The organism is Mesorhizobium sp. WSM4906 (assembly GCF_029674625.1).
Classification (GTDB): Bacteria; Pseudomonadota; Alphaproteobacteria; order Rhizobiales; family Rhizobiaceae; genus Mesorhizobium.
Genome location: NZ_CP121355.1, coordinates 6,307,096 through 6,333,274 on the forward strand (window position 1 = coordinate 6,307,096; position 26,179 = coordinate 6,333,274).

Sequence of the window (26,179 nt, forward strand, 5' to 3'; positions counted from 1 at the left end):
CCCGCGCAAAACGCACGAAACTGTTCGCGATGTCTTCGCACACCTGTTCGCGATGTCCCCAGTCCATACAGGGGGGAGAGGTTACTCGCCCGGATGCTTGGCCGGCTCGGAGTGCAGCCGCCGCACGCGGCGCACGCCCCACCAGACGAGCAGGATGGCGACCGGCACCGAAGCCGCGGTGACGACTTCCGGCGCGAAAGCGTGACCGAAGACCGACGCGCCCTTGGCGACATAGCCGATGAGGCCGACGACATAATAGGAGACGGCGGCGACCGACAGGCCTTCGACGGTCTGCTGCAGGCGCAGCTGCAGCCGGGCGCGGTTGTTCATCGAGGCCAGCAGGTCGCGGTTCTGCTTCTCGACCTCGACATCGACCCAGGTGCGCAGCAGCGTGGTGGTGCGGGTGAGTTTTCGCGAAAGATTGGCCTGGCGCTCCTCCACCGAGCGGCAGGTTCGCATGGCCGGCGCCATGCGCCGCTGCAGGAAGCCCGCCCAGGTGTCGTAGCCCTGCACCGGCTCCTCCTCCAGCGCCCCCAGCCTCTCGGTGACGATGCCGTCATAGGCGCGGCTGGCGCCGAAACGGTAGAGGCTGGAGGCGGCATCGGCCTCCAGTTCGGCGGCGAGTTCGGTGAGGTCGGCGAGCAGCGTCTGGCTGTCGCGGGTCTCGGCCGCCTTCATTTCCAGCGTCGTCTGCGCCAGCCGGTCCTCGATGCGGCGGGCGCGACCGGACAATGTCAGCGCCAGCGGCAGGCCAAGCATGGCAAGCGTCCGGTAGGTCTCGATGTCGATCAGCCGCTGCGACAGCGCGCCGGTGCTGGCAGGCGTCAGGCTGCGATCGAGCACCAGAATGCGGGTCAGCCCATCGCCATCCTGGCGGAAATCGGTGACGATGGCCGCGGCACCGCGCTCGACCAGCGAATAGCAAAGGCTGGTCGGGTCGAAATCGGCGATCAGCTTCTCGCTCGCCGGCGTCCATTTGCGGATCTCGAGCCGGATGCCGGAGATCACCGTTCCCGGCGGCGAGAAGCCGTTGCCGAAGGGCGAATCCTCCTGGCCCCGGCCGTTTTCGGCCAGCGGCCCCTCCCAAAGGTAAGTCGAAAATTCCGTATGCCGTTCCCAGCGCAGCGTGCCCTTGCCCCACTTCATGGCGTGATGGCGGGCGTAATGCTCGGGCGCGGCGATGCCGAGGCGCCGCGACAATTCGGACAGCACAGCATGATCGACGGCCGCGCCACCCTCGGTCATGAAGGAAAGCTGGACAAGCACGCGCGGCTTCTCGATCAGCGGATGCGGACGGGCATGGACCTCGCCCAGCGCGCCGGGGCGTCCCTCATACGCCGGAAAGCCCATGACGCTGCCCTGGGCGCGCGGCTGGAATTCGAGGTTGGACGTCTCGTCCGACACGGTTGGCCCCCTGGTTTCGACCCTTCGTGCAATCGGGTTTTCTTGCGGCAATCGGCAAGGCACGTAAACAGCAAATTTGAGCAGCCGTCGATGCGACGGCGCGGCGCCAGAACCGACCGGGTCCGGTGAATTGGATAAATAATTTGACCAGTTGGCGACAGAGGCTTTAGTCTGCGCGACATCCATCCCGTTCCCAGGCGCCCCTCCGTTGAGCGATATCTTCTCCAGGATCGAGCATTCGCGCACCGCCGACGAGGTGGTGCAGCAGATCGAGAGCCTGATCCTCGAAGGCGTGCTGCGCACCGGCGACCGGCTGCCGGGCGAGCGCGAGCTGGCGAGGCAGTTCGACGTGTCGCGGCCGATCCTGCGCGATGCGCTGAAGGCGCTGGAGGCGCGCGGGCTGCTGACCACCAGGCCGGGCGGCGGCACGCATGTCGCCGACGTCATCGGCCAGCTTTTCACCAAGCCGGTGACCGACCTGATTTCGATGCACCGCAAGGCGGTGACCGACTATCTGGAATACCGGCGCGAGATCGAGGCGATCGCGGCCGAATACGCGGCGCGGCGCGCGACGCCCGAGGACCTTGCCCTGCTCGACCGCATCATGGCGCGCATGGACGAGGCGCACCGGACCGGCGACTTCGACGACGAGGCGGAGATCGACGTCGAGTTCCATCACGCGGTCTGCGAATGCGCGCACAACATCATCCTCCTGCACACGTTGCGCTCCTGCTACCGGCTGCTGTCCGATGGCGTGTTCCAGAACCGGCTTCTGGTGTTCACCGTGCCCGGCGCGCGCGAGGCGCTGCTCGGGCAGCACCGGGCAATCCACGCCGCGATCAAGGCGGCGGACCCGATCGCGGCGCGCAAGGCGGCCATGGACCACATCACCTATGTCGAGCGCTCCATGGCGGAAGCCGAGCGCAGCGGCGACTGGCAGCGCGTCTCGCGGCTGAGGCTGAGACAACGCTCGGAAGCCGGCGACATCGAACCCACACGCAAACGCTCCTAAGCACTGATCAAGCGGGGACCACCATGAGCGACATCCTGACCATCGCCGACCTCAAGGACATGGCGCGCCGCAAGGTGCCGAAGATGTTCTTCGACTATGCCGATTCCGGCGCCTGGACCGAGAGCACCTACCGAGCCAACGAAGAGGATTTCCAAAAGATCAAGTTCCGCCAGCGCGTGCTGGTCGACATGAGCAACCGCTCGCTGGAATCGACCATGATCGGCCAGACGGTGGCGATGCCGGTGGCGCTGGCGCCGACCGGGCTGACCGGCATGCAGCATGCCGACGGCGAGATGCTGGCGGCGCAGGCGGCGGAAGAGTTCGGCGTGCCGTTCACGCTGTCGACCATGAGCATCTGCTCGATCGAGGATGTCGCCTCGGTGACCAAGAAGCCGTTCTGGTTCCAGCTTTACGTGCTGCGCGACAAGGATTTCGTGCTCAACCTGATCGATCGCGCCAAGGCGGCGAAATGCTCGGCGCTGGTGCTGACGCTCGACCTGCAGATCCTCGGCCAGCGCCACAAGGACATCCGCAACGGGCTTTCGGCGCCGCCGAAAATGACGCTCGCCAACATCATCGACCTGGCCATCAAGCCACGCTGGTGCCTGGGCATGGCCGGCACGCCGCGCCGAACCTTCCGCAACATCGTCGGCCACGCCAAGGGCGTCGGCGACGTCTCCTCGCTGTCGTCCTGGACGACGGAACAATTCGATCCGCAGCTGTCGTGGAAGGACGTCGCCTGGATCAAGGAGCGCTGGGGCGGCAAGCTGATCCTGAAAGGCATCCTCGACAAGGAGGACGCGCTGATGGCCGCCGAGACCGGAGCGGACGCGATCGTGGTCTCCAACCATGGCGGCCGGCAGCTCGACGGCGCCGCGTCGTCGATCTCGGTGCTTGAAGAAATCGCCGATGCCGTCGGCGACCGGATCGAGGTGCATATGGATGGCGGCATCCGCTCGGGCCAGGACGTGCTCAAGGCGCTCTGCCTCGGCGCCAAGGGCACCTATATCGGCCGGCCGTTCCTCTACGGGCTCGGCGCGATGGGCAAGGCGGGCGTCACCAAGGCGCTGGAGATCATCCGCAAGGAGATGGACATCACGCTGGCGCTGTGCGGTAAGCGTTTGGTAACCGACATGGGCAAGGACCAGCTGCGGCGCTAGGCCTTGTTCACCGATCCGCCCTAGTTTCCCGTGATGAACGACACGGGAAGACGTACGCATTGACTGAGACCGGCATTCATTTTCTCGACGCGCGCGGGCCGGACGGCATGCGGCTCTATGCCATCGGCGACGTGCATGGCCGCCACGACCTGCTCGCCGCCATGCACCACCGGATCGAGACCGAGCTGGAACACGCAGCGGCGTCCGATTGGCGCATCATCCATCTCGGCGATTATACGGACCGGGGCCCGGACTCCAAAAGCGTCATCGATTTCCTGATCGAGGCACGAGAACGCGATCCGCGCAACCTGATGCTCGCCGGCAATCACGACATCGGCTTCCTCGATTTTCTCGACCGCCCGGACCCGGACGGGCTGTTCATGCGCTATGGCGGCGTCCAGACCGCGGCGTCATACGGGGTCAAGCTCTCGACCGGCAGCGGCTGGTTCGGCAGGCCGGACGAGGCACTGGCGCACGGACACGCAGCCTTGGTCGAAGCGGTGCCGCAAGCCCATGTCGACTTCCTGCGCTCGCTGTCCTTTTCAGTGACCTTCGGCGACTTCTTCTTCTGCCACGCCGGCATCAGGCCCGGCATCCCGCTCGAAAGCCAGACTCCGCAGGACCTGATCTGGATCCGCGATGCCTTCCACGACCACCCCGGCCTCTATCCGAAGGTGATCGTGCACGGGCACACACCGGTCCCCGAGGCAGAGGTGATGGCCAACCGCGTCAATGTCGACACCCTCGCCTGGCAATCGGGAACGCTGAGCGCGTTCGCCGTCGACGGCGCCGAAAAGCGTGTCCTGGCGGTCAAGGGAAAGGCGCTCTGATCCCGACTGTGGGATCGGCTTTCCGCCTCTGGGGAAGGACCAGGCTTTAGCGAAGCGCGGCGGTGACGCCGTAGCCGTCGACGGCCTGATGATTGTTGGCCGCGTCGGCGGAATAAATGCCGAGGCCGCACACGACGATGGCAGACAGCATGACAAAGGACAAAAGCGCTGCTTTCACGGACGTTATCTCTGGTTAAGCTTTCTGCATCTGTGCACGAGGCGGTTACCAATGCGTTGAAACGATAAAATGCATCTCAATGTTTCGACGATTTCGCGCTTCTAGGCAGATTCTGTATCGCCGGTGTGTCGCATGGATCACACAGAAGGTTCATCGCGGTTGCACAGACGATACAGGGCGCGCGCCTTCTAGGATGGCGGGCGAGCACAAGCCAAGGACGAAGCAGGTTTTCCCCAGGCGGAACCGCCGTCGCGTGCCAATTATGTCACGCTTGGCGCGGCGGTCGGCGAGATGATCAGATCGTCGCCACCCAAGCGCGGGCAATGGCGAGCCCGGCGGCGTCGGCATCGGGCCCGTTGCGGGCCATCTCGTCATCGAGCTTGCCGGCCCAGTCGGGATGACGGTCGGCGATCAACGTCGCGAAGGAGGTGCTCCAGTCGCGCACCAGCGGGCGATCCGCCTCGAAATGGAACTGGAAGCCGTAGACGGCGCGGCCGATGCGAAAGGCCTGGTTCTGGGCGACATCGTTGCCGGCGAGCCGCACGGCCTCCTCAGGCAGGTCGAACGTGTCGTCGTGCCATTGGAAGATCGGGAATTTTTCCGGCAAGGCGCTAAGCACCGGATCGGCCTTGGCTGATGTCGTCAGCGACACGCCGCACCAGCCGAATTCGACTGCGCCGCCAATGTGGTTCTCAGCGCCAAAGGCGCGGGCGACGAGCTGGCTGCCAAGACAGATGCCGAGCACCGACCGGTCCTTGCCGGCGAAATCGCGCGTCAGTTCGAGCAGGGCCGGAAAATAGGGATAGTCATGATCGTCCAGCGCATTCTGCCCGCCGCCCAGCACCACCATGGCATCGTGACCGTTCGCGTCCTGCGGCAGCGGGTCGCCCTGGTAGGGGCGGCGCAGGTCGAGCTCGGCGCCGGCCTCCGCAAGCGCGGCGCCGACCTGGCCAAGGCCGGTATTGTCGTAGTTCTGGACCACCAGCACCCGCATCTAGAAACCCTGCTGACATGAAAATGCTGGGGCGAGCGATATCATGCCGACCGCATTTCAGCCAAGCTGCGTGCCGGAGAGAAAGCTATGCCACTGCAGAACCGGGTCGATCCGTTCGGCGCCATCCACGCCGTACCCCAGCGCGGGCTGTTCATGGGCAATCGCGGCATCATCCACGACCCCGAGACGAAGACGCTGCTGAAGAAGCGCTGGGCCTTGTCGGCCTGGATCATCTGCGTCTGCGAATTCCGCAACGTGCGGCGCGAGCCGATGGGCCGCAACAGGCCGGGCGGCAAGGCCGGCTGGACCGAACTGTTCTTCCTCGACGAGGTGACGGCTTTAGCCGCCGGCCACCGGCCCTGCTTCTTCTGCCGGCGCGAACGGGCGACCGATTTCGTCAGCCTTTTCGGCGAGGCCTTCGGCATTGCCGTGCCGCGCGCACCGATGGTCGACAAGCGACTGCACAAGGAGCGACTGGCTTCGGGTGGGCGGCCTCCGGCTGTCGCCGTCGAAGAGCTTGGCGCCTTTCCGAATGGGACGGTGGTGGCAGATGGCAGCACTGCTTATGCGCTCCGCGACGGCACGGCGCTAAGATGGTCGTTTACAGGCTACGATGATCCAATCGCATTCGACGGCCTTGTCGGGAAGCTGCTGCGGCTGATCACACCCGCCACGAGCGTTTCGGTCCTGAGACAGGGCTACGTGCCGGTCTGGCATCCCTCCGCCGATACTTGACGCCGCCCCGCGCCTCGCCCATTGCCAAGCAGATATTCGTGGGATGTCCCACGAATATCTGCTTAGATTCCCTTGTTTTTCGCAGGCTCTGATCGCAAAACCGCAGGACACTTTTGCGGAACCTGCTTGGGCCATGCGCGCCAACTACAAGATGCAGCGACTGTTCGTGCCGGACGATCTCGGACCGGGCGTCGAATTCGATGCCGGACAACAGCAAAGCCATTATCTCGCGCATGTGCTGCGGCTCGGCGAAGGCGCGGAGGTCCTGCTCTTCAACGGCCGCGACGGCGAGTGGTCGGCTTCGATCGCCGCCAAATCCAAGAAGGCGGTGCGGCTCAAGGTGCTTTCCCTGCAGCGGCCGCAACCGCCGCTGCCCGACCTCGTCTATTGCTTCGCCCCGCTGAAGCAAGGCCGGCTCGACTATCTGGTGCAGAAGGCGGTGGAGATGGGCGCCGGCATCCTGCAGCCTGTCATCACCCAGCATACGCAAGTGGCGAAGCCCGGCATCGATCGACTGCGCGCCAATGTCGTCGAGGCGGCCGAGCAATGCGGCATCCTGGCCGTGCCGGAAGTGCGCGAGGCGGAGAAGCTGGAGCGGCTGCTCGGCGGCTGGGACAAGGGTCGGCGGCTGATCTTCTGCGACGAGGATGCCTCGACCAACAATCCGCTGCCGGCCTTGCAGAAGGTGCAAGAGAAAAAACTTGCGCTGCTGGTCGGACCCGAGGGCGGATTTTCCGACGATGAGCGCAAGATGCTGAGGGCGCTGCCCTTCGTCACCGCCATCCCGCTTGGACCGCGCATCCTGCGCGCCGATACGGCGGCGGTGGCGGCGCTTGCCGTGATGCAGGCCGCGATCGGGGACTGGTGATCAAATCCAGTTGAGCCGTGGCTCAGGATTTTTCGCTTGATCGGCTACTGACATTTCGTCCATCTAGCGCCCGGCGGTCGACCGACCTACTACACCGCCGCGCGTCCTTTCGGACGCGCAAAGGAGGCTGTAGCACTTTGATTTGGCGCATGATCCTTTCCGAAAATCGAAGCCGATTTTCGGGGTCACGCGGCGGGAGGGCTTTCTAATGGCGCGCGACACAACCGATACCAGTCCCATCGAAGGCATCGACGAACTCGTCGGCTACCTGGCCGCGGGCAACAAGCCGCGCGACAAATGGCGGATCGGCACCGAGCACGAGAAATTCCCCTTCTATATCGACGGCAACGCGCCGGTGCCCTATGGCGGCGAGCGCGGCATCCGCGCCATACTCGAAGGCATGCAGGAAAAGCTCGGCTGGGATCCGATCATGGATGCCGGCCGCATCATCGGCCTGGTCGAGCCGACCGGCCAGGGCGCGATCTCGCTGGAGCCCGGCGGGCAGTTCGAGCTTTCCGGCGCGCCGCTGGAGTCGATCCACCAGACCTGCCGCGAGGGCAATGCGCATCTGGCGCAGGTGCGCGAGATCGCCGAGCCGCTCGGCATCCGCTTCCTCGGCCTCGGCGGCAGCCCGAAATGGTCGCTCGCCGAAACGCCGAAAATGCCGAAGTCGCGCTACGAGATCATGACCCGCTACATGCCGAAAGTCGGTTCCAAGGGCCTCGACATGATGTACCGCACCTGCACGATCCAGGTGAACCTCGACTTCGAGAGCGAAGTCGACATGCGCCGCAAGATGCAGGTGTCGCTGAAGCTGCAGCCGCTGTCGACGGCGCTGTTCGCCAATTCGCCCTTCACCGAGAGCCGGCCGAACGGGCTGCAGAGCTGGCGCGGCGACATCTGGCGCGACACCGACAACCAGCGTTCCGGCATGCTGGAATTCTGCTTCGCGCCCGACTTCGGCTTCGCCGATTATGTCGAATGGGCGCTCGACGTACCGATGTATTTCGTTATCCGCGACGGCCACTATCACGACATGACGCGCTACACGTTCCGCCAGTTCATGGCAGGGGCCGCGCGCGCGCAAGTGCCTGATGGGCTGCCGACAATGGGCGACTGGGCGAACCACTTGTCGACCCTCTTCCCCGATGTGCGGCTGAAGCGTTTCCTTGAAATGCGCGGCGCCGATGGCGGGCCGTGGCGGCGCATCTGCGCGCTGCCGGCCTTCTGGGTCGGACTGCTCTATGACGAGCAGGCGCTGGACGCCGCCGAGACGCTGACATCGAGCTGGACCTACGAGGAGGCGCTGGCGATGCGCAATGCGGTTCCGGAACACGGCATTTCGGCGCCGTTCCGCAACGCCACCTTGCGCGAGGTTGCCCGCGACGTGCTCGCCATCGCGCGCATGGGGTTGAAGAACCGCGGCAAGAAGAACCGCGACGGCTATGACGAGACGTCGTTCCTCAACACGCTCGACGAGGTCGTGGCGCGCGGCACCACCAGCGCCGAGGAGATGCTTTCGGCCTACCATACGCGCTGGGGCGGGTCGATCGAGCCGGTGTTCATGGAATATGCCTATTAACCGTCGGGCTTCCGTCTGACGGTGGCGCGGCAAAAGCTGCTTCAATCGGGGATGGAAACGAACTAGGCTCCTGCGCGAGGATATTGCGGAGGAGATCCCATGCCTTCCCTGTTCGATATGTTTTCGCAAGCCCAGAACGGCGCCGCCATGCAGGCGCTGGCCCAGCAGTTCGGTCTGTCGATGCAGCAGACCCAGGCCGCGGTGCAGGCGTTGCTGCCGGCCTTCTCGCAGGGACTGCAGCGCAACACGGCCGATCCCTACGGAATGGGCGCCTTCATGACGGCGATGGCGAGCGGCCAGCACGCCAAATATTTCGAGGACGCCAGCCGGGCCTTCACGCCGCAAGGCATAGACGAAGGCAACGGCATCCTCGGCCATTTGTTCGGCTCGAAGGATTTGTCGCGCGCCGTGGCCGCCCAGGCCGCGCAGGCGACCGGGCTCAGCCAGCAGGTGCTGCAGCAGATGCTGCCGGCGATGGCCTCGATGATGATGGGCGGGCTGTTCAAGCAGACCAACAATCAGCTGGCGGGGGGGCAGATGCAGGCCGCCGGCGGCTTTGGCGGCGGCAGCAATCCGCTCGGCGAAATCATCGAGGAGATGATGCGGCAGGCGGGCGGCGGCGCGCAGGCCCAGCAAACGCGCCAGGCGCCCAATCCATATGGCGACAACCCGCTCGGCAAGGTGTTGCAGGACATGTTCGGCGGCGGCGCGCAGCAACCGCAAAGCCAGCCGCAGCAGGCGCCCAATCCTTACGGCGACAATCCGCTCGGCAAGGTGCTGCAAAATATGTTCGGCGGCGGCGCGCAGCAGCCGCAGCAAACCCGATCGCCGCAAACGCAGAGCCCCTATGGCGATAGTCCGCTCGGCAAGATCTTCGAGGAGATGCTGCGCCAAGGCGGCGGCTTCGGCACGCCGGGCGGACAGCCGGCGCCACAGACGCCGCAACGCCAACCCCAACAGAGTCAGCCGCCGCAGCCGCAAACCAATCCGAGCGGCCGGCCTCGGAACCCGTTCGACGACATCTTCGGCAGGATGTTCGAGACCGGCGCGCAGCAGCGCGACGAGTATCAGAAGGGCATGGAGACGATTTTCGACCAGTTCAGGCGCGGCATGGACCGGCGGTGAGCCCGAATACCGCCGGAGCGACGTCCCGCTAGCAAGAGAGCCGAGCGCCGCAATCCTCGCCGCGACTGGTTGCCGGCTGGATCTTATCGATTACAACTTCACCATCGAGCATTGTGAATCATAAGGAAAAGCGGGATGCGCCCTTCGTCCTCTATGTTGCTACTGATGCTTGCCGCATCGTTGATGGGCTGCACAACAAGCCGCGGAAACGCTGGTCAAAGCTCGAAGAACGAGGCGCAATGCGTTGGCTTCGGCTTTGAAGAAGGTACGGATGCTTTCGCTAACTGCATGATGCAGCTTTCACTGCGGCAGGGGGGCCCGCAGCAGCCAGACCACGACACCCTTGTCAATCAATACAGAAGCCGCAGCAAGGCCCGACAGGGTGACGATCGTTATCCCGTATGCAGCGCCGCGAACATGGATGCTGAGTTGGATATTACGACGGGTAAGTGGGTCGGTCCCGATTGCCAGATGGCGCCAGATTAGAGCCCGCGTCCATAGACGGCTTTTACTGTTTTCATTGATTTGAATGCGGCTGGCGGCAACCAATTCTTCCGGTCACGAGTCGAAGCCTATAAAAAATGCCCGGTCCTGGAGGAGAACCGGGCAATCTGCAGGCAGGCCGGCGGGGAACCGGCTGGGAGTGTGGGAGCCTGCATGAAACTTGGTCGCGCTTAGCCTTCAAAAGGTTCAAGGCGATCGAAAAGCCTGAGGCCTAAACCTGTCAGGCAACCTTGCGGGCGAGATCCTCTATGGTGTCGGCGCGCTCTTCTGCGATCGCGCGCAGCTTCACCGTCGGATCGCGGCCGAAAGGCACGGCGACGGCGACATGGAGATCGGCGCGGGTCAGGCCGATATCGGCAAGCTCGGCATCCGACATCTCCCCGAGGCGATAGAAGGCGCGGCGGTTTTTCCAGGCGCGAAAGGCGTCGGCGACTGCATTGAGCACGCGCGTCGCAACGGCCGGACGCGTGGTGATGCGCGGGGTCTCGGAGGCGAATTCGATCGTGATCATGTCAGTCTCTCCTTCAGGAGTCGAGCGGACGAAACCGGCCAAACGGCGCCTGGGAGGAGCGCCGTTCCGGATTCCATTCACATGCTTTCATGTGGACGATGCCAATTTGCCATCACGTGATTGATTAATCCAACGAATGTTTTTAATCTGTAGCATCAACATCAATGATGGGTTTGACCGATGAAAGCGCCTCTCGATCTCGATCAGTTGCAGACCTTCATCTCGATCGCCGACACCGGAAGCTTCACGCGGGCAGCCGAAGAGGTGCATCGGACGCAGTCGGCGGTGTCGATGCAGATGCGCCGGCTGGAGGAACGGATCGGCAAGCCGCTGTTCGAAAAGGACGGCCGCACCAACAAGCTGACCGAGGAAGGCGACAGGCTGCTTTCCTATGCGAGGCGGCTGATCTACCTCAACCGCGAGACGCTCGCGGCCTTCGACGACCAGCGGCTCGAGGGCACCATCCGTATCGGCACGCCGGACGACTATGCCGACCGCTTCCTGCCCGAGATCATGGCGCGCTTCTCGCGCTCCAATCCGCGTGTGGAGCTCACAGTCATCTGCGAGCCGACGCCGGGGCTGGTCGAGCACATCAAGCGCGGCAATCTCGATCTCGCGCTGGTGACGCACAACGACACGCGCGGCCAGTCGGAAGTGGTGCGGCGCGAGCCGCTTTTGTGGGTCACCTCGGCCAACCACGCCACGCATGAGCAGGAAATCCTGCCGATGGCGTTCGGCCGGCCGAACTGCATCTGGCGGCGCGCGGCCGTCGACGTGCTCGACCGGCAGAATCGCGAATATCGCGTGCTGTTCTCCAGCTTCTCGGCCACCGTGATCACCGCCGCCGTGCTTTCAGGCCTCGCCATCTCGGTGCTGCCGGAATGCGCGCTCAGGCCAGGCATGCGCGTGCTTGGCGAAGCCGACGGGTTCGACACGTTGCCCGATTGCCGCATCGGCATCATGCGCGGCCAGACCTCGCAGCCCGAGATCGTCGATGCGCTAGCCAGGCACATCGCGGAAAGCCTCGACAACATTTCCGTGCCGGTCGGCGAAGAGACGGGAAGCTTCGACTTCGCCGCCCTCGCCTATGCCAAGATGAAGCGGACCAAGCCCAGCCAGATCCTGCCCGGCTGGTAGGGTCAAGCGCGAGCGGCGGCCGGCTCGACCTCGTCCGACGAAGCCAGACCGGAGAGGCCTAGCAGTTGCACCGGATCGAGCGGAGGCGACAGGAAATAGCCCTGCAGTTGCCGGCAACCCATGGCGACCAGCAGCATCTTCTGCGCCTCGGTCTCCACGCCCTCGGCGGTGACGTCGACCCCGAGCGCGACGGCGAGATCGATCAGCGCCTTGACGATCGCCGCCGAGTTGCCGTCGCCATCGAGAAGACGCACGAAGGAACGGTCTATCTTGAGCTTGTCGATGGCGTGGCGGCGCAGGTAGCTCAGCGACGAATAGCCGGTACCGAAATCGTCCAGAACGATGCCGACGCCCAACTGGCGCAAGCTGGCCAGAGCCGCCCTCGAAGCATCGCTGTTGTCCAGAAGCACGCTTTCGGTGATCTCGAACTGCAGGCGCTGCGGCGCCAGCCCGGTGTCGGCAAGGATCAAGGCGACTTGTTCGGGAAAGCCGGCGTCGCGCAACTGCAGCGGCGACACGTTGACGGCGAGCCACGGCAAGTCGGTCCGCACGGCGAAGCGGCAGGCCTCCTGCAGCACCCATGCGCCGAGTTGGCCGATCATGCCGCGCTCCTCGGCGATGGCGATGAACTGCGCAGCCGGCAATGCGCCATGCACGTCATGCCCCCAGCGGATCAGCGCCTCCGCGCCGAGGATCGTCTTGCCGTTCGCCGCGAAGACCGGCTGGTAGGCGAGCCTGATGCCGGTCCCGCCGTCGAGGGCCTTGCGAAGCTCGGTCTCGACCTTGCGCTTGCGCAAGAGCAAGTCGTCCATGTTGCCGGCGAAGATCTGATGCCGGCCTCGGCCATTCTTCTTGGCTTCGTAAAGCGCGATGTCGGCCTTGCGCAGCAGATCGTCGGCATCGGTTTCGCCGCCGGCCGATAGCGCGATGCCGATCGAGGCGCTGACGAAGACCTGATCCTCCACGAGCTTGAACGGCTCCTGCAACTTCTGCAACAGCCGCTCGGCGACATCCTCGGCGGCACGGACATCGCGGATATCGACGAGGATCAGCGCGAACTCGTCGCCGCCCAGCCGCGCCACGGTATCCACCTCGCGAACGGTGTGCTGTAGCCTGGCCGCCGTCTGACGCACCAGCTCATCCCCCGCAGGATGGCCGAGCGTGTCATTGATATGCTTAAAGCGGTCGAGATCGAGATAGAGCAGCGCCACCCTTCCCATGTCGTGAACCGTCATGTCCTGGCTGGCCCTGAGCAGAGCCCGCCGCAGGCGGTCCTCGAACAAAGCCCGGTTGGGCAGACCGGTGAGCGTGTCGTGGAAGGCGAGATATTGCGCTTCATCCTGGCTGGTCTGCAGCGCCGACGAGGCGCGGCGGAGCCTGCGCAGCAGGAAAGTCAGAACACCGGCCGCCACCAGCAGCGCCAAGCCCAGCGACGGCGCCATCTCGCGCACCAGGGTGAGGCCGGGCCGTTCCTGGCCCCAGCCGATATAGCCGAGAATGACGCCGCGGGAATCGACCAGCGGAACGGCGGCCGCGCCGACCGGTTGCGACAGCGGCATGAGGCGCGCGCCGTCGAGCAGGTATTTTTTGGCGATCTTGTTGATGACGGCGTCGTTGATGAACTCCACCGACACATGCAGATATTCGGTGCCGGGCGCCTGCGTGACCCGGTCCGTGCTCGGCACCAGCGGCATGACGCTCAGGATCGCCGGCTTGCCGGCAAACGACACTAGGTCCTCCGCGACCATGTTGGCCGTCTGACCGGACGCATCGGCCTTCGGCCGCTCAGCCAGCATGCGGCGCAGCTTCTCGATGGATGGCTGCAAGGCAGGCTCGTCATCTCCAAAGGCGGACGGATCGACCACCTTGCCTTCCTGCATGGCGTGGATGGGACGGTCAGCGGCATCGAGAATGTAGACGCGGTTGTGACCGTAATAGGTATACATCCAGACGCTGAGGTTCTCTTCAATCCAGCTCTGATTGCCGGCCCTGACATTGGTGACGGAATCGTCCCAGACGGTTACGCTTTCCTGCTCTCGCTCGACTGCCGCGATCTGATCCTTGAGGCCATCGGCGATGAACATCTTCTGATGTACGAGCGAGGCATTGTCGGCCTGAGAGGCGGCGTAAAAGCCGAAGCCGACGACCATGGCCAGCGCGAAAGCGGCAAGCGTCAGCACGGTCAGCGTGACTTGATGCGTCAACGGGCTGCTGTTGTTGCGTGCGCTCATGCGTCCCCGGCCGGCTCTCCTGCCGCCAGTCAAAGCAAATCGGGCTTAAGATCGCGTTATAATATTAGCGAGGATTGCTCCGCGCCTTGACGCAGGCCGATAAGCGTCCCCCAATCACGCGATGAGTGAAGCAGCAACCGAATCACGCAGCAACGCCACCGAATATACGGTGAGCGAGATTTCCGGCGCACTGAAGCGCACGGTCGAGGATGCTTTCGGCAATGTGCGGGTGCGTGGCGAGATTTCCGGCTATCGCGGTCCGCATTCCTCCGGCCACGCCTATTTCGCGCTGAAGGACGACCGCGCGCGGATCGACGCCGTGGTCTGGAAGACGACGATGGCACGGCTGAAGTTCCGGCCTGAGGAAGGCATGGAAGTGATCGCCAGCGGCAGGCTGACGACCTATCCCGGCAAATCCAACTACCAGATCGTCATCGACAATCTCGAGCCGGCGGGCGCCGGCGCGCTGATGGCGCTGCTGGAGGAGCGCAAGCGGCGGCTGCAGGCCGAAGGCCTGTTCGATGCCGGTCGCAAGCGGCGGCTGCCGTTCATGCCTCAAGTCATCGGCGTCGTCACCTCGCCCACGGGTTCAGTCATCCGCGACATCATCCACCGCATCAAGGACCGCTTTCCGCTCACCGTGCTGGTCTGGCCGGTGAGAGTGCAAGGCGATACGACCGCCAAGGAAGTCACCGCCGCCGTCAATGGCTTCAATGCACTCACCTGGGACGGCCCCATCCGCCAGCCCGACCTGCTGATCGTGGCGCGCGGCGGCGGCAGTCTCGAGGACCTTTGGGGCTTCAACGACGAAGGGCTGGCGCGCGCCGTCGCGGCCTCGCGCATTCCAATCGTCTCGGCCGTCGGGCACGAGACCGATTGGACGTTGATCGACTTCACCGCCGACATGCGCGCGCCGACGCCGACGGGCGCCGCAGAGATCGCCGTGCCCGTCAAGGCCGAGCTCGAAGCGACGCTGGCGAGCCTCGGAGCGCGGCACAATGCCTGCACCTCGCGGCACCTGGATCGCAAGCGCCAGGCGGTGCGCGCCGCGGCGCGGGCTCTGCCCTCGCCCGACCAGCTGCTGGCGCTGCCGCGCCGCCGCTTCGACGAGGCGACCAGCCGGCTCGGTCGTGGCCTGACAGTGAGCATCGAGCGCAAGCGCGCGAGGCTGGATCGGCAGCGGCTGACGCCTGCAACCTTGTCGCGCCGCCTCAACGAGACGCGCACGCTGACCGGCCGCGACATTGCGCGTGCTCGCGCCGCCTTCTTCGCCATCGTGCGCCAAGGCCGGGCGCGCTTCCAGCGCACATCGCTCAGACTATCGCCGGCGCCGATCGTCAGGCGGCAGAAGCTGCAGGCCGACACGCTGGCCGGGCTGACCCGCCGCCAGGAGCAGGCGATGGAGCGGCGGCTGGACCGTCTGCGCGCCGCCCTCACCCAGGCCGACCGGCTGCTCGCCACCCTCTCGCACAAGGCCGTGCTGGCGCGCGGCTTCGCGCTGGTCAAGGACGCCGACGGCGGCGTCATCAAGAGCGTCGCGGAGTTGGCGCCGGGCGCTGCGCTGCAGCTGGAATTCGCCGACGGCAAGGCCGAGGCCATCGCTACCAGCGGCGGGGCGCGGCCGAAGCTCGCCGCCAAGCCGTCCGGCAAGGGCAAGGAGCCCGGCAACCAGGGCTCATTGTTCTGAGGACAGGATGAGCACCGACGACCCGCATATTCGCACGCCATCGGGCAAGCCGCGCCTGCGCTCGTTCAACATCGCATTGGACGGCACGCCCGGCCGCTTCAACTCAATCACCGACGTGCCGGGCGTCACGGTCGGCTACACGACGCTGATTGCCGGCAACGGCCCGCTGCAAGTCGGGACAGGACCGGTGCGCACCGGCGTGACCGCTATCCTGCCAAGGCCGCGAGGCGAGCTTGGGACGCCGGTGTTTGCCGGCGTATTCAGCCAGAACGGCAATGGCGAGCTGACCGGCACGCACATCATCGAGGAGACCGGCGCCTTCAACCTGCCGATCACCATCACCAACACCCATTCCTGCGGCCTCACCCGCGACGGCACGCTGCGCTGGATGAGCCGGGTGCTGCCGGCGGCGCTCGACAGCGCCTGGGGCCTGCCGGTGGCGGCGGAAACCTATGATGGTTTCCTCAACGACATCAACGGCCATCATGTCAACTTCGAGCATGTCGCCTCGGCGCTCGACGGCGCAACGACCGGCGCCATCGAGGAAGGCAGCGTCGGCGGCGGCACCGGCATGATCAGCTTCGGCTTCAAGGCCGGATCCGGCACGGCCTCTCGCATCGTCGAATGGCAGGACAGAAGCTACACGCTCGGCGTTTTCGTGCAGGCCAATTTCGGCAGGCGGCATAATTTCACCATTCGCGGCCGGCGCGCCGGAGCGGAACTCACCGAGCCGGCGGTCCGCGAAGCCACGCCTCGCGCCGAAAAGGGCTCGATCATCGCCATCGTCGCCACCGACGCACCGTTCCTGCCGCATCAGATGAAGCGCCTCGCCCGGCGCGTGCCGCTCGGCATAGCTCTGACCGGCGGCTACGGCTACCACAGCTCGGGCGACATCTTTCTCGCCTTCTCGACCGCCAATCCCGAGGCCGCGCTGGCGGCTTCAGGCAGCATTGCCCATGCGGATTTCATCCCGGATGTCGATATCGACCCGTTCTTCGATGCCGTGGTGCGAGGGGTGGAGGAAGCAATCCTCAACGCGCTGGTCGCCAACGAGGACATGACGGGGCGCGACGGCAATTTCGTGCCGGCGCTGCCAAAGGAGTGGCTCAAGGACAATTTCGGCTAGAGCGTTTCACCGTTTCACGGAAACGGCGAGCCGCTCTATCTCTTTGTTTTGACGCAATTCCGCACGGAAAACCGTTACACACTTTTCCTGGAATTGCTCTAAGCCGGACGCCCGGCTGAGGTCATCGCAGAGGAATACCGGGCTCGCCGGTGTCTTACTCGGACGGCTTGTCCGACTTGGTTTCGTGCGCGTTCTCTTCGGCGACTTCCTCGAGCCGCGAGGCGATCAGTTCCTGGATGTCGCCGACTTCTTCCTGGATGTCTTCCAGCAGAATGCCTTCCTCGGCGGCCTTGGCGCAGCACTCCTTGGCGAGGGTTTCGGCCTGCTTCTCGATCCTGAGCGGCGAATGCTGGCACTGGACCTTCTCGCCAATCCACCCGCGCAAGAACTCGATGGCATGTTCACTCATACTGCTTCTTCCCTAACGGCAATGCCGGTTGGTAGTCATGAACGCCCACATCCCGCCAAGGGATACATACTGCATTCGAACCGAGTCGGCCTCGACCGGCAAGACGTCTTGCCCGAGGTTCACACAGCCGAAGGATTGGAAAGGTTCGAGGCGCACGTTCAGATCGTTGAGGATGATGATGCTTTGGCCAGGATCGTCAAAAATCCGCGCTATTGTTTCTGTTTGCTTTTTCCCGGTTTTTCGACCGATTTCCGTCACAACACGCACCGCATTCACGGTAATCTCGCAGGCGTAGCCAGAGGGCGAGAAACCGAAAGCCGCCGGTATATAGTGATATCCTCACACAATGTCGACTCCGCTCGCGGTCCTGCTTCTTTCCGTCGCGTCAGGTGGGCGGGCAACCATCGGGTCACACGCCCATGGCCGCGTTCGCCAGGCACAGATGGGACGCCGCCATTGGCCCTTGAACGGTCAAGTCGGGCACGCGTAACATCGCGCTGCTTCAACTGAGTCTGCTTCATTCGCCCGGGCTAATGTTCGGATTTGTTTGGGTATTTTCCTTTGCACACGGAAGCAAAAAACAGCGCGCCGGAGCGCGGCAGATCGTTTGCCCATGTGGCGGAAGCCTCCTGGGGAAAGGGTCTCAGCACCCTGCTGCGCATCATGCGGATGACGCTGCGCCATCCCTGGCAAGTTGCGATCACCATCGTTTCGACCTTCATTGCCGCGACGCTGCAGCTTCTCATTCCGCGCCTGCTGGGGCGCGCCATCGATCAGGCGCAAGGCGTGATGGCCGAAGGCGCCGGCACCGCCGCGCAGCACGCGCTTTGGAACACCGCCCTGACACTTTTGGTCGTCAGCGTCCTGCGCGGTCTGTTCACCATGGCGCAGAACTACTATGGCGAGGCCGTCGGCCATCAGACCGGCTATGAATTGCGCCTGGCCTTCTATGAAAAGATCCAGCGCCTGAGCTTTGCCTTCCACGACAGGGTCCATACCGGCGATCTGATCACGCTCGGCCTGCTCGATCTCGACGGCGTGCGCATGTTCTTTTCCACCGGCGTCTTGCGCGTGGTCCTGCTCGGCGTGCTGATCGGCGTCGGCGCCTATCTCCTGATCAGCACAGATCTCGTGCTCGGGCTGCTCAGCCTGAGCTTCGTGCCTTTCGTCGCCTGGCGATCATCCGTCACCCAACTCAGACTACGCAGCACCTGGCTGACGCTGCAGCAGCGCCTGTCGGTGCTGAGCCGGGTCATGGACGAGAACCTCGGCGGCATCCGTGTCGTGCGCGCTTTCGCGGCGCAACGGCACGAGCTGGAAAAATTCGACCGCGCCAAGCAGGATGCGCTCGATCTCGCCAACCAGCGCGTCGATATCCGCGTCAGCAACACCAGCGCCATGAACTTCTCGTTCCTGGCGGCCATGGGCCTCGTGCTCTGGTTCGGCGGCCAGAAGGTGATATCGGGCCAAATCAGCGTCGGCACGCTGGCACAGTTCCTCACCTTCATGACCATCCTGCAGATGCCGGTGCGCCAGCTCGGCCTGATGGTCAACTCGTTCGCCCGCGCCTCGACCTGCGGCACGCGGCTGTTCGAGTTGCTCGACACCGAGCTCGACATCCAGGACGCGCCCGGCGCCAGGGACCTCGTCGTCACCGAAGGCGTGCTGCGCTTCGACGATGTCAGCTTCCATTATCCGGGCTCGGGACGCCCGACATTGACCGGCATTTCCTTCGAGGCCAGGCCCGGCCAGACCATCGGCATCGTCGGCCCGCCCGGCAGCGGCAAGTCGACCATCGCGCATTTGATCCCGCGCTTCTACGATGTGAGCTCGGGCACCATCACCATCGATGGCCAGGACATCCGCAAGGTCACGCTGCAGTCGTTGCGCAAGGCGGTCGGCGTCGTGCAGCAGGACGCCTTCCTGTTCACGACCTCGATCGAGAATAACATCGCCTACGGCAATCCCTGGGCGCGCGAGACCCGCATCGAGAGAGCGGCCGAGTCCGCCCAGCTGCACAACTACATCATCGGACTTCCGGCCGGCTACACCACGGTCGTCGGCGAACGCGGCGCGTCGCTTTCGGGAGGCCAGCGGCAGCGCCTGACCATCGCCCGCAGCCTGATGCTCAGGCCTTCGGTGCTGGTCTTCGACGATTCCACCGCAGCCATCGATGCCGGCACCGAACAGCGGATCCGGGCGGCAATGAAGCGCTTCGCCAAGGACCGCGTGACGCTCATCATCTCGCACCGGCTGAGCTCGCTGATGCATGCCGACCAGATTCTATTCGTCGAGGGCGGCAGGATCGTCGAGCGCGGCACGCATGAGGAACTGCTGGCGCTCGGCGGGCGCTACCGTGCGCTCTACGACCTGCAGCTGCGGCCCGACGATACCGCACAAGGAGCCGCGTGATGTCGGACCCGCGCGACGACGAGAAGGAAGACACAAGCGGCCGGCCGGCAAAGGCAGTCGTCGGCTCGCACCGCGACGAGGAAGAGGTCTTCGGCAAGGCCTACGATCCGCGCGTCGTGCGGCGCATCTGGGACTTCGTCAGACCGTACCGGACCCGGATCTTCATCTCGGTCGCGGCGGTGCTGGTGTTCACGCTGACGCAACTGACGATCCCGCTGGTCATCCGCTACGCCATCGATCACGGCATGGCGGCGGGCAGGCTCGACAGGTCGGTGATGGCCTGGGCGACCGGCGCTTTCGCGGCGGTCATCCTTGTGAACTATGCAGCCAGCTATGTGCAGGAGAGCGTCGTCGGCAAGGTGGCCGAGAACGTGCTTTCCGACCTGCGCCGCGCCATGTTCGGCCATCTGCAGCGGGTCTCGCTGAGTTTCATGGACAAGACCGAGGTCGGAAGGCTGATGTCGCGCCTGCAGGGCGACATCAATTCGATGCAGGAGTTCCTCGAAACGTCGGTCATGTCGGTGGGCGACATCGTGCTTTTGTTCGGGATCGTCAGCGTCCTTTTGTGGCTGGATTTTCGGCTCGGCCTGCTGACGCTGTCGACCATGCCGATGCTGTTCATCGTTCGACTGTTCTGGCTGCCGCGCGCCAAGGTCGCCTTCATGGCCGCGCATGAGACCAACTCGATCGCCAACGGGGCGCTGGCCGAAGGCATTCACGGCGTGCGCACCGTGCAAAGCCTCAAGCGCCAGCACGTCAATTTCGACCTCTATGACGAGAAGGTTCTGGCCAATCTCAAGGCCCATCTGAGGTCGGCCAAATACGCGCAGGTGATGGTGCCGATCGTCGACACGCTTACCGGGATCGCCATGGCGACGGTCATCGTCGTCGGCGGCTCGATGGTGCTGTCGCACGGCCTCGACGTCGGCGTCATGGTGGCGTTCCTGTTCTACATCCAGCGCTTCTTCGACCCCATCCGCTCGCTCACCATGCAGTATAGCGTCATGCAACGCGCCATGGCCTCGGGCCAACGCATCTCCGAAGTGCTCGACGTGCCGGTGGACGTCAGCGACAGGCAAGGCGCGGTGGCGCTGTCGCGCGACATGGACGGCTCGGTCGAGTTCAAGAACGTCTCCTTCGGCTACCGGCGGAACCAGCCGGTGCTGAAGAATGTCAGCTTCCGCGTCAGTCCTGGCGAGACGGTCGCGCTGGTCGGTCCGACCGGATCGGGCAAGTCGAGCTCCATGGCGCTGGCGCACCGGTTCTACGACGTGTGGTCGGGCCAGGTTCTGGTCGGCGGACACGACGTGCGCGACCTGACGCAGGATTCGCTTGGCGAACAGATGGCAATGGTCCTGCAGGAGCCCTTCCTGTTTTCCGGAACGGTGCTGGAGAACATTCGCTATCACAAGACCGGTGCCTCCCGCGAGAACGTGGTTCGCGCGGCGAAAGCCGTTGGCGCGCACGATTTCATCGAGCACTTGCCCGACGGCTACGACACCGAGCTCGAGCAGCGCGGCGGCAATCTCTCGCTCGGCCAGCGCCAGCTGATCAGTTTCGCGCGGGCGCTGGTGGCCGACGCCAAGATCCTGGTGCTCGACGAGGCCACGGCCAGCATCGATTCCTACACCGAGATGCTGATCCAGAAGGCGCTGACAAAACTGCTGGAAGGGCGAACCGGGCTCGTCATCGCCCACCGGCTGGCCACCATCCGCGGCGCCGACCGCATCATCGTGCTGCAGAACGGCGAGATCGTCGAAAGCGGCAACCACGAGCAATTGATGGAACGAAAAGGCCTCTACGCCCGGCTCTACAACATGAACTACGCCTCGTTCGACGACATTTCCGAGGAAGAGATGGGCATGGACGCGGTGGTCGGCAAAGCGACGTGACCGACAGGAAATCGATGGTACCGTTGGCTGGGATCACCTCATCGCACAATTCAGTACGTCCTATGGTGCCTGGAAGGACGGGCTGGCCATCGCGTGCATCGGCTCGGAACGAGCGTAGCCGTCACGCCTGACGCCATGATCGATCAGGCGGGCGATCACGGCACGCCGCGCGTGATACGGCGTCAGCGTGTGGTCGGCATTCGGCAGCGAGACCCTGGTCACGCCACTAATGCTGTCGAGCCGCTCTTCCTCGGACCCGAAATGGCGGGCGATCTCCTTCAGGGCAAGGTCGCCTTCCGAGGTCACCATGAGAACCCGCACGCCCCGGCCGCAAAGGTCGCGCATCCAGCGTTCCACCCGGTGCTGTCCCAGCAGCGCGGCCGGATGCAGCATCGACAATGTCGACTTGATCGCCTCCAGCCCGCGCCGCACAATCAGCCGGGCGCGGCGAGAAGCGATCCCGCGCCATGTCGAGGCGTCCGGCTTGCCGCTCTCGCGCATGGCGGCGTTCTGCCCGCGCACGGCCTTGGACGTCTCGTAAGTCTTCCAGACCGCCATCTCCAGCGCGTAGGAACTGTTCCAGGCGAAGCAGAGCGGGTTGATCATGGTCAGCGTCCGCACCCGCCGATCGGCCCGTGCGGCGTGAAAAGCCTGGTATGCGCCCGCGCAGGTGCCGACCAAACCGACGGTGGGGTAGCCGGCTCGTTCCATCCAGTCGATCGCGCGGCTCACGTCATGGCGCGTACGCCCGTCATAGAGGAACAGGCGCCCTTCCTCGGTCTGATCGCTGAGGCCAAGTCCGGGCAGGTCGACGCGCAGCGAAGCGACGCCTTCCGCCGCCAGGTCTCGCGCCCATTCCACCGTGCCACGCGCCCAGCCGACATGCGGCACGCCGCCGGCATTGAGAAAGATCACCGGCTCGGCCCCAGTCTGGCGTCGGCGCGGCCGGCAAAGCACGCCGCAGATCATCGGCTCCGGTCCGATCAGGACCGGCTTTTCCGTGTAGTGCGGACCGTCCAGGGTCTCCGACGCAGCCCGCGGCGTGGCCTTTGCCGCGACCGCTTCGCCTGCATGGCCGGCCATCCAGGCTGCGCAGCGATCAAGAACGGCGGCCGGAATCCGGTTGGCGGTCGGGTCGCACATCAAGAGAGGATAGCCATCGAACTCGGCGGTGGTGATATCCGCAGGCCCCGCACCTCCCCCATGAATTTCGTCGGCGGCAAGCGGCTTGCCGTTTGTAAGCACCAGCATCGGCAGGGATTGAAGGCTTGCCGCAGCCTGCCGCCAGTCGAGCGCCGAAAGATCGCCTAGCGTCTCATGCGAAATCCGGAAGCCGGCGGCCTCGCGCCCCTCGGTGAAAACCCCTTCGCCCGCCGAACGGCTGGCCAGCGGCGCGTCGATCATGCGCGACATGGCCGTGATCTCGCGGACATAGGCCTTGCCGGAGGACGGCGGCGCGAGCAACACGAGACCGGCCACGTCGTCTCGTCCGGCCGCCGCCAGCGGCGCCAGCAGAGCGCCGAGCCGGAAGCCGACCAAAATGACGTCCGCCACGCCGCAATCCCGTTTCAGCCGATCGATCGCGGCCCCTATGCTCTCCGTCCACCGTTGCACCTGACCGGGCGTTGAATGATCCCCGGCGGCGTTGCCGCAGCCGGGATAGTCGAACTGCAGCGCCGGCAGATCGTTTTCGGCCGACTTGTCGGCCAGCAGCCTCAGGAAACGCCGGCTGCACAGGTCCTCGTGGCCAAGCGCCCCGGCGATGACGACACCCCGACCACGCCGTTCGCTGCCCTTGCCTTCATGAAGCCAGCCGATCGTGTCGGCGAAGACTATCCCCCTCATGCCATGCTCCCGGTGGGCTCCAGCGCCCGCGTGATCTCTGCCCCAATTTCTGAATTGTCGGCCGCTTGCGGCGCATCGTAGGCCACCTCGCGATCGCTATTCAGCGCCGTCACGATGCCGGCCGGCGTGGACGAGGCCGGCCCGTCAAGGCCAATTTCCTTCATCGCACCCGGCATCAGGTGGAAGCCGTTCTCGCGTGGGAGGAACAGCCCATCCCTGATGGCGATGTGATAGGCGGCCCGCCTGCAGGCGAGCCGCAGGCGCCAGCCGTCTTTCGCGCGCACCAACCGCGCCGACAGGCCGACATCGCGTCGCGCGATCATGGCACCGGGAAGCACATGAAAGGCTTCGGCCAGGATCTCGCCGTCACCGCCTTCAAGCCTTGCCACGGTTACCTCGTGGCCCGCCGGGCCGAAGCGATAGGCATAAGACAGATCGAAGAAGGCGCCGAGCAGAGAGAACGCCGACAGGGACCGCGCCCCGCGCGCCTGCAGGGTGACCGGCTGGCGCGCGCTCACCACAGGGGTGACGCCATCGCGCAGACAGGCAAGCGACAGCGTCGCCTCGACGGCCTTCGCCCCGTCATTGACGAGATGGACGCCCAGCCCGTTGACGCCCTCGTCGCTCAGCGTCAGCCTGAGCGGCGCGAAGGCGCGCCTCAGCGCATGCCAGACCGATTTCGGCCGACCGGTGGAATCGACGATGCCCCACCCTGCGCCCGGGCGCAGATCCTTCCAGAAGAACAGCAGCGCACCCGCCGTCGGCGAGGCTGGTCTGCGCCATTCATCGATCGTGCGCTCGACCAACTCGGCGGTGACGGCGCGCGAGACGTCGAGATAGCGCGCCGGATCCTCCATGCGCAGCCGGCGCGCATCGACGCCGAACAGCGCCTCCAGATAATGCTCGCGCACATCCTCGAAATCCCAGGACGCACCTGCGTCGCGCGGCACGCCGGCCTTCCAGCGCGGATCGTGGCTGGGCGGAACGGGCAGATGCTCATCCAGCGTCGCCTGTTCCGGCACGTTGGCGAAGGCGAGGCATTCGCTGGCGAAACGCACTTCCGCGCGGCGTGCGTCCTCCAGCGGCCGGCAATAGGCGCCGACGCCATAGTAATGCGTCGGGCCGCCATCCGCGGCAAAGGGCAAGCTGCCGCCGGAAGGCGACGAGGACACCAGCGTCAGATCGGGCAGGATCGCCTGCGCGACCGGACGCACGACATCGTCGAACCAGGGTGTCGGATCCATCGCCGCCGGCATGCCGAGCATCGCAGCCTGTTGCGCCACCTCGCTGCCGCCGCACAGCACCGCCAGCGACGGCGAATGCCGAAGCCGCTTCAACAGGTTGTCCACCTCGCGCGAGAGCGCCGCCCGCCAGGCCTCGCTTTTCGCCGGATAGTCGAAATTGGCGAGCATCAGGTCCTGCCAGACGAGAATGCCCATCTCGTCGCACAGCTCGTGGAAGGCATCGCCCTCGTAGGCGAAGGTGCCGCCGACCCGCAGCATGTTGACGCCGGCGCGGCGCGCGAGGTCGAGGTCGGGCTCAATTTCGGTCCGCCCGCATGGCAGCCGCACAGGATCGGACGGCGTCCAGACCGCGCCACGGCAGAACACCGGCGCGCCGTTGACGATCAGGCGGAAATCGCGCCCGTCGGCGCCGCGATCGATCTCGATGCGGCGGAACCCGACCCGGCCGAGCCGGCTGCGCACAGTACCGAGCGTCGCCATCACTTCGTGCAGCGCCGGCTCGCCATGACTGTTCGGCCACCATGGGGCGACATCGGCAATGGCCAATTCCGCCGTCAGCCGGGTGGGTGCCTCGACCTTGAGGCGCGCGCGCACTCCAGCGCAGCTGACATGCGCCGTTTGCGTATCGTCGAAGGGTTCAGCGAGAGTGATCGCAACGGCAAGATGCCCGGTCGTACCGTCGAGCCTGGCGCGCATGTCGGCATCGAGGATGCGCTGCCAGCCATTCTCGCGGATCAACCTGACGGGACGCCACGGCCCGACGACCTCGAAGTTCGGACACCAGCCCGGCATATGGCCGATCAGGGTCGTGCGCACCAACCGAAGCCGCTGATCGTCGATCATGCGGGGACGCCAGCGGGCGCGTGGACCGGTCGCCGTTTCCAGATGGCGGTCGAGGCTGCGTAAGGCGATGGCGAGACGCTCGCCGCCTGAAAGGACTACCGCTGCCTCATGGCGCTCGAACATCGAGGTCGAGGTGAGCAGCAGCCGGTCGTCAAGCCAGACCTCGGCCACAGTCGCCAGACCCTCGAATACAAGCCGCACCGGACCGGTCGCATCGAGCCTGCGGCTGTACCAGACATCGCGGTCGTGCAGCGGGGTCGGCTGCTTGCGGTCCCAGCGGCCATGTTTTTCCAGTGTGCCGGCAGCCGTGCCGGGACAGGCCGCGTCCAGCCATTCGGCGTTTGCGTCGATATCATGCGGCAACGCCCAGGCGCCGGCCGCCGAGATGGCCATCCGCCAATCCCGGTCCAGCAACTCGGCAGAGCCGGCGATCGACACCGTGGCGTCCAT

At 65.1% G+C, this 26,179-nt stretch carries 22 protein-coding genes; 13 read left to right on the forward strand and 9 right to left on the reverse strand.

All coding sequences use genetic code 11. The features are described 5' to 3' along the window. Window positions 1-81 precede the first annotated feature (81 nt). Window positions 82-1,404: a DUF3422 family protein gene (locus QAZ22_RS30510; protein ID WP_278204622.1), complete on the reverse strand. Its 1,323-nt coding sequence runs from the start codon at window positions 1,402-1,404 to the stop codon at window positions 82-84. Between the two features lie 208 nt (window positions 1,405-1,612). On the opposite strand from QAZ22_RS30510, the gene QAZ22_RS30515 reads away from it, so the two are divergent. From QAZ22_RS30515 to QAZ22_RS30525, 3 genes are read left to right on the forward strand one after another with little or no spacing between them, the layout of a single operon-like run. Further along, complete coding sequence (locus tag QAZ22_RS30515) at window positions 1,613-2,416, forward strand: FCD domain-containing protein (protein ID WP_278075317.1); 804 nt, start codon at window positions 1,613-1,615, stop codon at window positions 2,414-2,416. Between the two features lie 23 nt (window positions 2,417-2,439). Next, complete coding sequence (locus QAZ22_RS30520; RefSeq protein WP_278204623.1) at window positions 2,440-3,576, forward strand: alpha-hydroxy acid oxidase; 1,137 nt, start codon at window positions 2,440-2,442, stop codon at window positions 3,574-3,576. A gap of 59 nt (window positions 3,577-3,635) precedes the next feature. Next, a complete protein-coding gene (locus QAZ22_RS30525) occupies window positions 3,636-4,406 on the forward strand; it encodes a metallophosphoesterase (RefSeq protein ID WP_278204624.1) in 771 nt (256 codons plus the stop codon). Between the two features lie 46 nt (window positions 4,407-4,452). On the opposite strand, the gene QAZ22_RS30530 is transcribed toward QAZ22_RS30525, so the two are convergent. Together QAZ22_RS30530 and QAZ22_RS30535 are read right to left on the reverse strand one after the other, a co-directional pair. Beyond that, window positions 4,453-4,584: a hypothetical protein gene (locus QAZ22_RS30530; RefSeq protein ID WP_275955501.1), complete on the reverse strand. Its 132-nt coding sequence runs from the start codon at window positions 4,582-4,584 to the stop codon at window positions 4,453-4,455. A 295-nt stretch (window positions 4,585-4,879) separates the two neighbouring features. Then, window positions 4,880-5,578 carry a type 1 glutamine amidotransferase gene (locus tag QAZ22_RS30535; protein WP_278204625.1) on the reverse strand — a complete coding sequence of 233 codons (699 nt, stop codon included), beginning with the start codon at window positions 5,576-5,578 and terminating at the stop codon, window positions 4,880-4,882. 87 nt (window positions 5,579-5,665) lie between these two features. On the opposite strand from QAZ22_RS30535, the gene QAZ22_RS30540 reads away from it, so the two are divergent. The 5 genes from QAZ22_RS30540 (at window position 5,666) to QAZ22_RS30560 (ending at window position 10,374) form a co-directional block, all read left to right on the forward strand. Continuing rightward, window positions 5,666-6,313 carry a hypothetical protein gene (locus QAZ22_RS30540; protein ID WP_278204626.1) on the forward strand — a complete coding sequence of 216 codons (648 nt, stop codon included), beginning with the start codon at window positions 5,666-5,668 and terminating at the stop codon, window positions 6,311-6,313. 133 nt (window positions 6,314-6,446) lie between these two features. Beyond that, a complete protein-coding gene (locus tag QAZ22_RS30545) occupies window positions 6,447-7,181 on the forward strand; it encodes a 16S rRNA (uracil(1498)-N(3))-methyltransferase (protein ID WP_278204627.1) in 735 nt (244 codons plus the stop codon). Between the two features lie 208 nt (window positions 7,182-7,389). Then, on the forward strand, window positions 7,390-8,763 hold the full coding sequence (locus QAZ22_RS30550; RefSeq protein WP_278204628.1) for a glutamate--cysteine ligase: 1,374 nt from the start codon (window positions 7,390-7,392) through the stop codon (window positions 8,761-8,763). Between the two features lie 99 nt (window positions 8,764-8,862). Continuing rightward, a complete protein-coding gene (locus tag QAZ22_RS30555; protein WP_278204629.1) occupies window positions 8,863-9,888 on the forward strand; it encodes a DUF937 domain-containing protein in 1,026 nt (341 codons plus the stop codon). Window positions 9,889-10,023: 135 nt separating this feature from the next. Then, a complete protein-coding gene (locus QAZ22_RS30560) occupies window positions 10,024-10,374 on the forward strand; it encodes a hypothetical protein (protein ID WP_278204630.1) in 351 nt (116 codons plus the stop codon). A 238-nt stretch (window positions 10,375-10,612) separates the two neighbouring features. On the opposite strand, the gene QAZ22_RS30565 is transcribed toward QAZ22_RS30560, so the two are convergent. Next, complete coding sequence (locus QAZ22_RS30565) at window positions 10,613-10,903, reverse strand: DUF1127 domain-containing protein (RefSeq protein WP_278204631.1); 291 nt, start codon at window positions 10,901-10,903, stop codon at window positions 10,613-10,615. A gap of 180 nt (window positions 10,904-11,083) precedes the next feature. Here QAZ22_RS30565 and QAZ22_RS30570 point away from each other — a divergent pair, with 180 nt between their 5' ends. Beyond that, complete coding sequence (locus QAZ22_RS30570) at window positions 11,084-12,040, forward strand: LysR substrate-binding domain-containing protein (RefSeq protein WP_278204632.1); 957 nt, start codon at window positions 11,084-11,086, stop codon at window positions 12,038-12,040. A 2-nt stretch (window positions 12,041-12,042) separates the two neighbouring features. Here the strand turns inward: QAZ22_RS30570 and QAZ22_RS30575 are convergent, their stop codons facing one another. After that, the gene (locus tag QAZ22_RS30575) at window positions 12,043-14,271 is read right to left on the reverse strand and encodes an EAL domain-containing protein (protein ID WP_278204633.1); all 2,229 of its coding nucleotides are present in this window, start codon (window positions 14,269-14,271) and stop codon (window positions 12,043-12,045) included. Between the two features lie 121 nt (window positions 14,272-14,392). On the opposite strand from QAZ22_RS30575, the gene xseA reads away from it, so the two are divergent. Together xseA and QAZ22_RS30585 are read left to right on the forward strand one after the other, a co-directional pair. Continuing rightward, window positions 14,393-15,958: an exodeoxyribonuclease VII large subunit gene (gene xseA, locus QAZ22_RS30580; protein ID WP_278204634.1), complete on the forward strand. Its 1,566-nt coding sequence runs from the start codon at window positions 14,393-14,395 to the stop codon at window positions 15,956-15,958. A 7-nt stretch (window positions 15,959-15,965) separates the two neighbouring features. Continuing rightward, window positions 15,966-17,084: a P1 family peptidase gene (locus tag QAZ22_RS30585; protein WP_278204635.1), complete on the forward strand. Its 1,119-nt coding sequence runs from the start codon at window positions 15,966-15,968 to the stop codon at window positions 17,082-17,084. A gap of 154 nt (window positions 17,085-17,238) precedes the next feature. Here the strand turns inward: QAZ22_RS30585 and QAZ22_RS30590 are convergent, their stop codons facing one another. Both QAZ22_RS30590 and QAZ22_RS30595 read right to left on the reverse strand, forming a co-directional pair. Next, entirely contained in the window at window positions 17,239-17,493 is a 255-nt protein-coding gene (locus QAZ22_RS30590; RefSeq protein ID WP_278204636.1) for a hypothetical protein, read from the reverse strand. A 12-nt stretch (window positions 17,494-17,505) separates the two neighbouring features. After that, entirely contained in the window at window positions 17,506-17,769 is a 264-nt protein-coding gene (locus tag QAZ22_RS30595) for a hypothetical protein (RefSeq protein ID WP_278204637.1), read from the reverse strand. Window positions 17,770-18,054: 285 nt separating this feature from the next. On the opposite strand from QAZ22_RS30595, the gene QAZ22_RS30600 reads away from it, so the two are divergent. Together QAZ22_RS30600 and QAZ22_RS30605 are read left to right on the forward strand one after the other, a co-directional pair. Then, window positions 18,055-19,905, forward strand: a complete 1,851-nt coding sequence (locus tag QAZ22_RS30600) for an ABC transporter ATP-binding protein (protein WP_278204638.1) — start codon at window positions 18,055-18,057, stop codon at window positions 19,903-19,905. After that, entirely contained in the window at window positions 19,905-21,797 is a 1,893-nt protein-coding gene (locus tag QAZ22_RS30605; protein ID WP_278204639.1) for an ABC transporter ATP-binding protein, read from the forward strand. The genes QAZ22_RS30600 and QAZ22_RS30605 overlap by 1 nt, the downstream gene beginning before the upstream one ends. Before the next feature lie 60 nt (window positions 21,798-21,857). On the opposite strand, the gene QAZ22_RS30610 is transcribed toward QAZ22_RS30605, so the two are convergent. Continuing rightward, on the reverse strand, window positions 21,858-23,642 hold the full coding sequence (locus tag QAZ22_RS30610; protein ID WP_278204640.1) for an alpha/beta fold hydrolase: 1,785 nt from the start codon (window positions 23,640-23,642) through the stop codon (window positions 21,858-21,860). Further along, window positions 23,639-26,179, reverse strand: a complete 2,541-nt coding sequence (locus tag QAZ22_RS30615; RefSeq protein ID WP_278204641.1) for a glycoside hydrolase family 2 protein — start codon at window positions 26,177-26,179, stop codon at window positions 23,639-23,641. The genes QAZ22_RS30610 and QAZ22_RS30615 overlap by 4 nt, the downstream gene beginning before the upstream one ends.

Bases quoted from the DNA above. Each gene is read 5' to 3' on its own strand.
- QAZ22_RS30520 (WP_278204623.1), top strand. From the start codon at position 2,440: ATGAGCGACATCCTGACCATCGCCGACCTCAAGGACATGGCGCGCCGC.
- QAZ22_RS30535 (WP_278204625.1), bottom strand. From the start codon at position 5,578: ATGCGGGTGCTGGTGGTCCAGAACTACGACAATACCGGCCTTGGCCAG.
- QAZ22_RS30540 (WP_278204626.1), top strand. From the start codon at position 5,666: ATGCCACTGCAGAACCGGGTCGATCCGTTCGGCGCCATCCACGCCGTA.
- QAZ22_RS30545 (WP_278204627.1), top strand. From the start codon at position 6,447: ATGCGCGCCAACTACAAGATGCAGCGACTGTTCGTGCCGGACGATCTC.
- QAZ22_RS30550 (WP_278204628.1), top strand. From the start codon at position 7,390: ATGGCGCGCGACACAACCGATACCAGTCCCATCGAAGGCATCGACGAA.
- QAZ22_RS30555 (WP_278204629.1), top strand. From the start codon at position 8,863: ATGCCTTCCCTGTTCGATATGTTTTCGCAAGCCCAGAACGGCGCCGCC.
- QAZ22_RS30560 (WP_278204630.1), top strand. From the start codon at position 10,024: ATGCGCCCTTCGTCCTCTATGTTGCTACTGATGCTTGCCGCATCGTTG.
- QAZ22_RS30565 (WP_278204631.1), bottom strand. From the start codon at position 10,903: ATGATCACGATCGAATTCGCCTCCGAGACCCCGCGCATCACCACGCGT.
- QAZ22_RS30570 (WP_278204632.1), top strand. From the start codon at position 11,084: ATGAAAGCGCCTCTCGATCTCGATCAGTTGCAGACCTTCATCTCGATC.
- QAZ22_RS30575 (WP_278204633.1), bottom strand. From the start codon at position 14,271: ATGAGCGCACGCAACAACAGCAGCCCGTTGACGCATCAAGTCACGCTG.
- xseA (WP_278204634.1), top strand. From the start codon at position 14,393: ATGAGTGAAGCAGCAACCGAATCACGCAGCAACGCCACCGAATATACG.
- QAZ22_RS30585 (WP_278204635.1), top strand. From the start codon at position 15,966: ATGAGCACCGACGACCCGCATATTCGCACGCCATCGGGCAAGCCGCGC.
- QAZ22_RS30590 (WP_278204636.1), bottom strand. From the start codon at position 17,493: ATGAGTGAACATGCCATCGAGTTCTTGCGCGGGTGGATTGGCGAGAAG.
- QAZ22_RS30605 (WP_278204639.1), top strand. From the start codon at position 19,905: ATGTCGGACCCGCGCGACGACGAGAAGGAAGACACAAGCGGCCGGCCG.
- QAZ22_RS30610 (WP_278204640.1), bottom strand. From the start codon at position 23,642: ATGAGGGGGATAGTCTTCGCCGACACGATCGGCTGGCTTCATGAAGGC.
- QAZ22_RS30615 (WP_278204641.1), bottom strand. From the start codon at position 26,179: ATGGACGCCACGGTGTCGATCGCCGGCTCTGCCGAGTTGCTGGACCGG.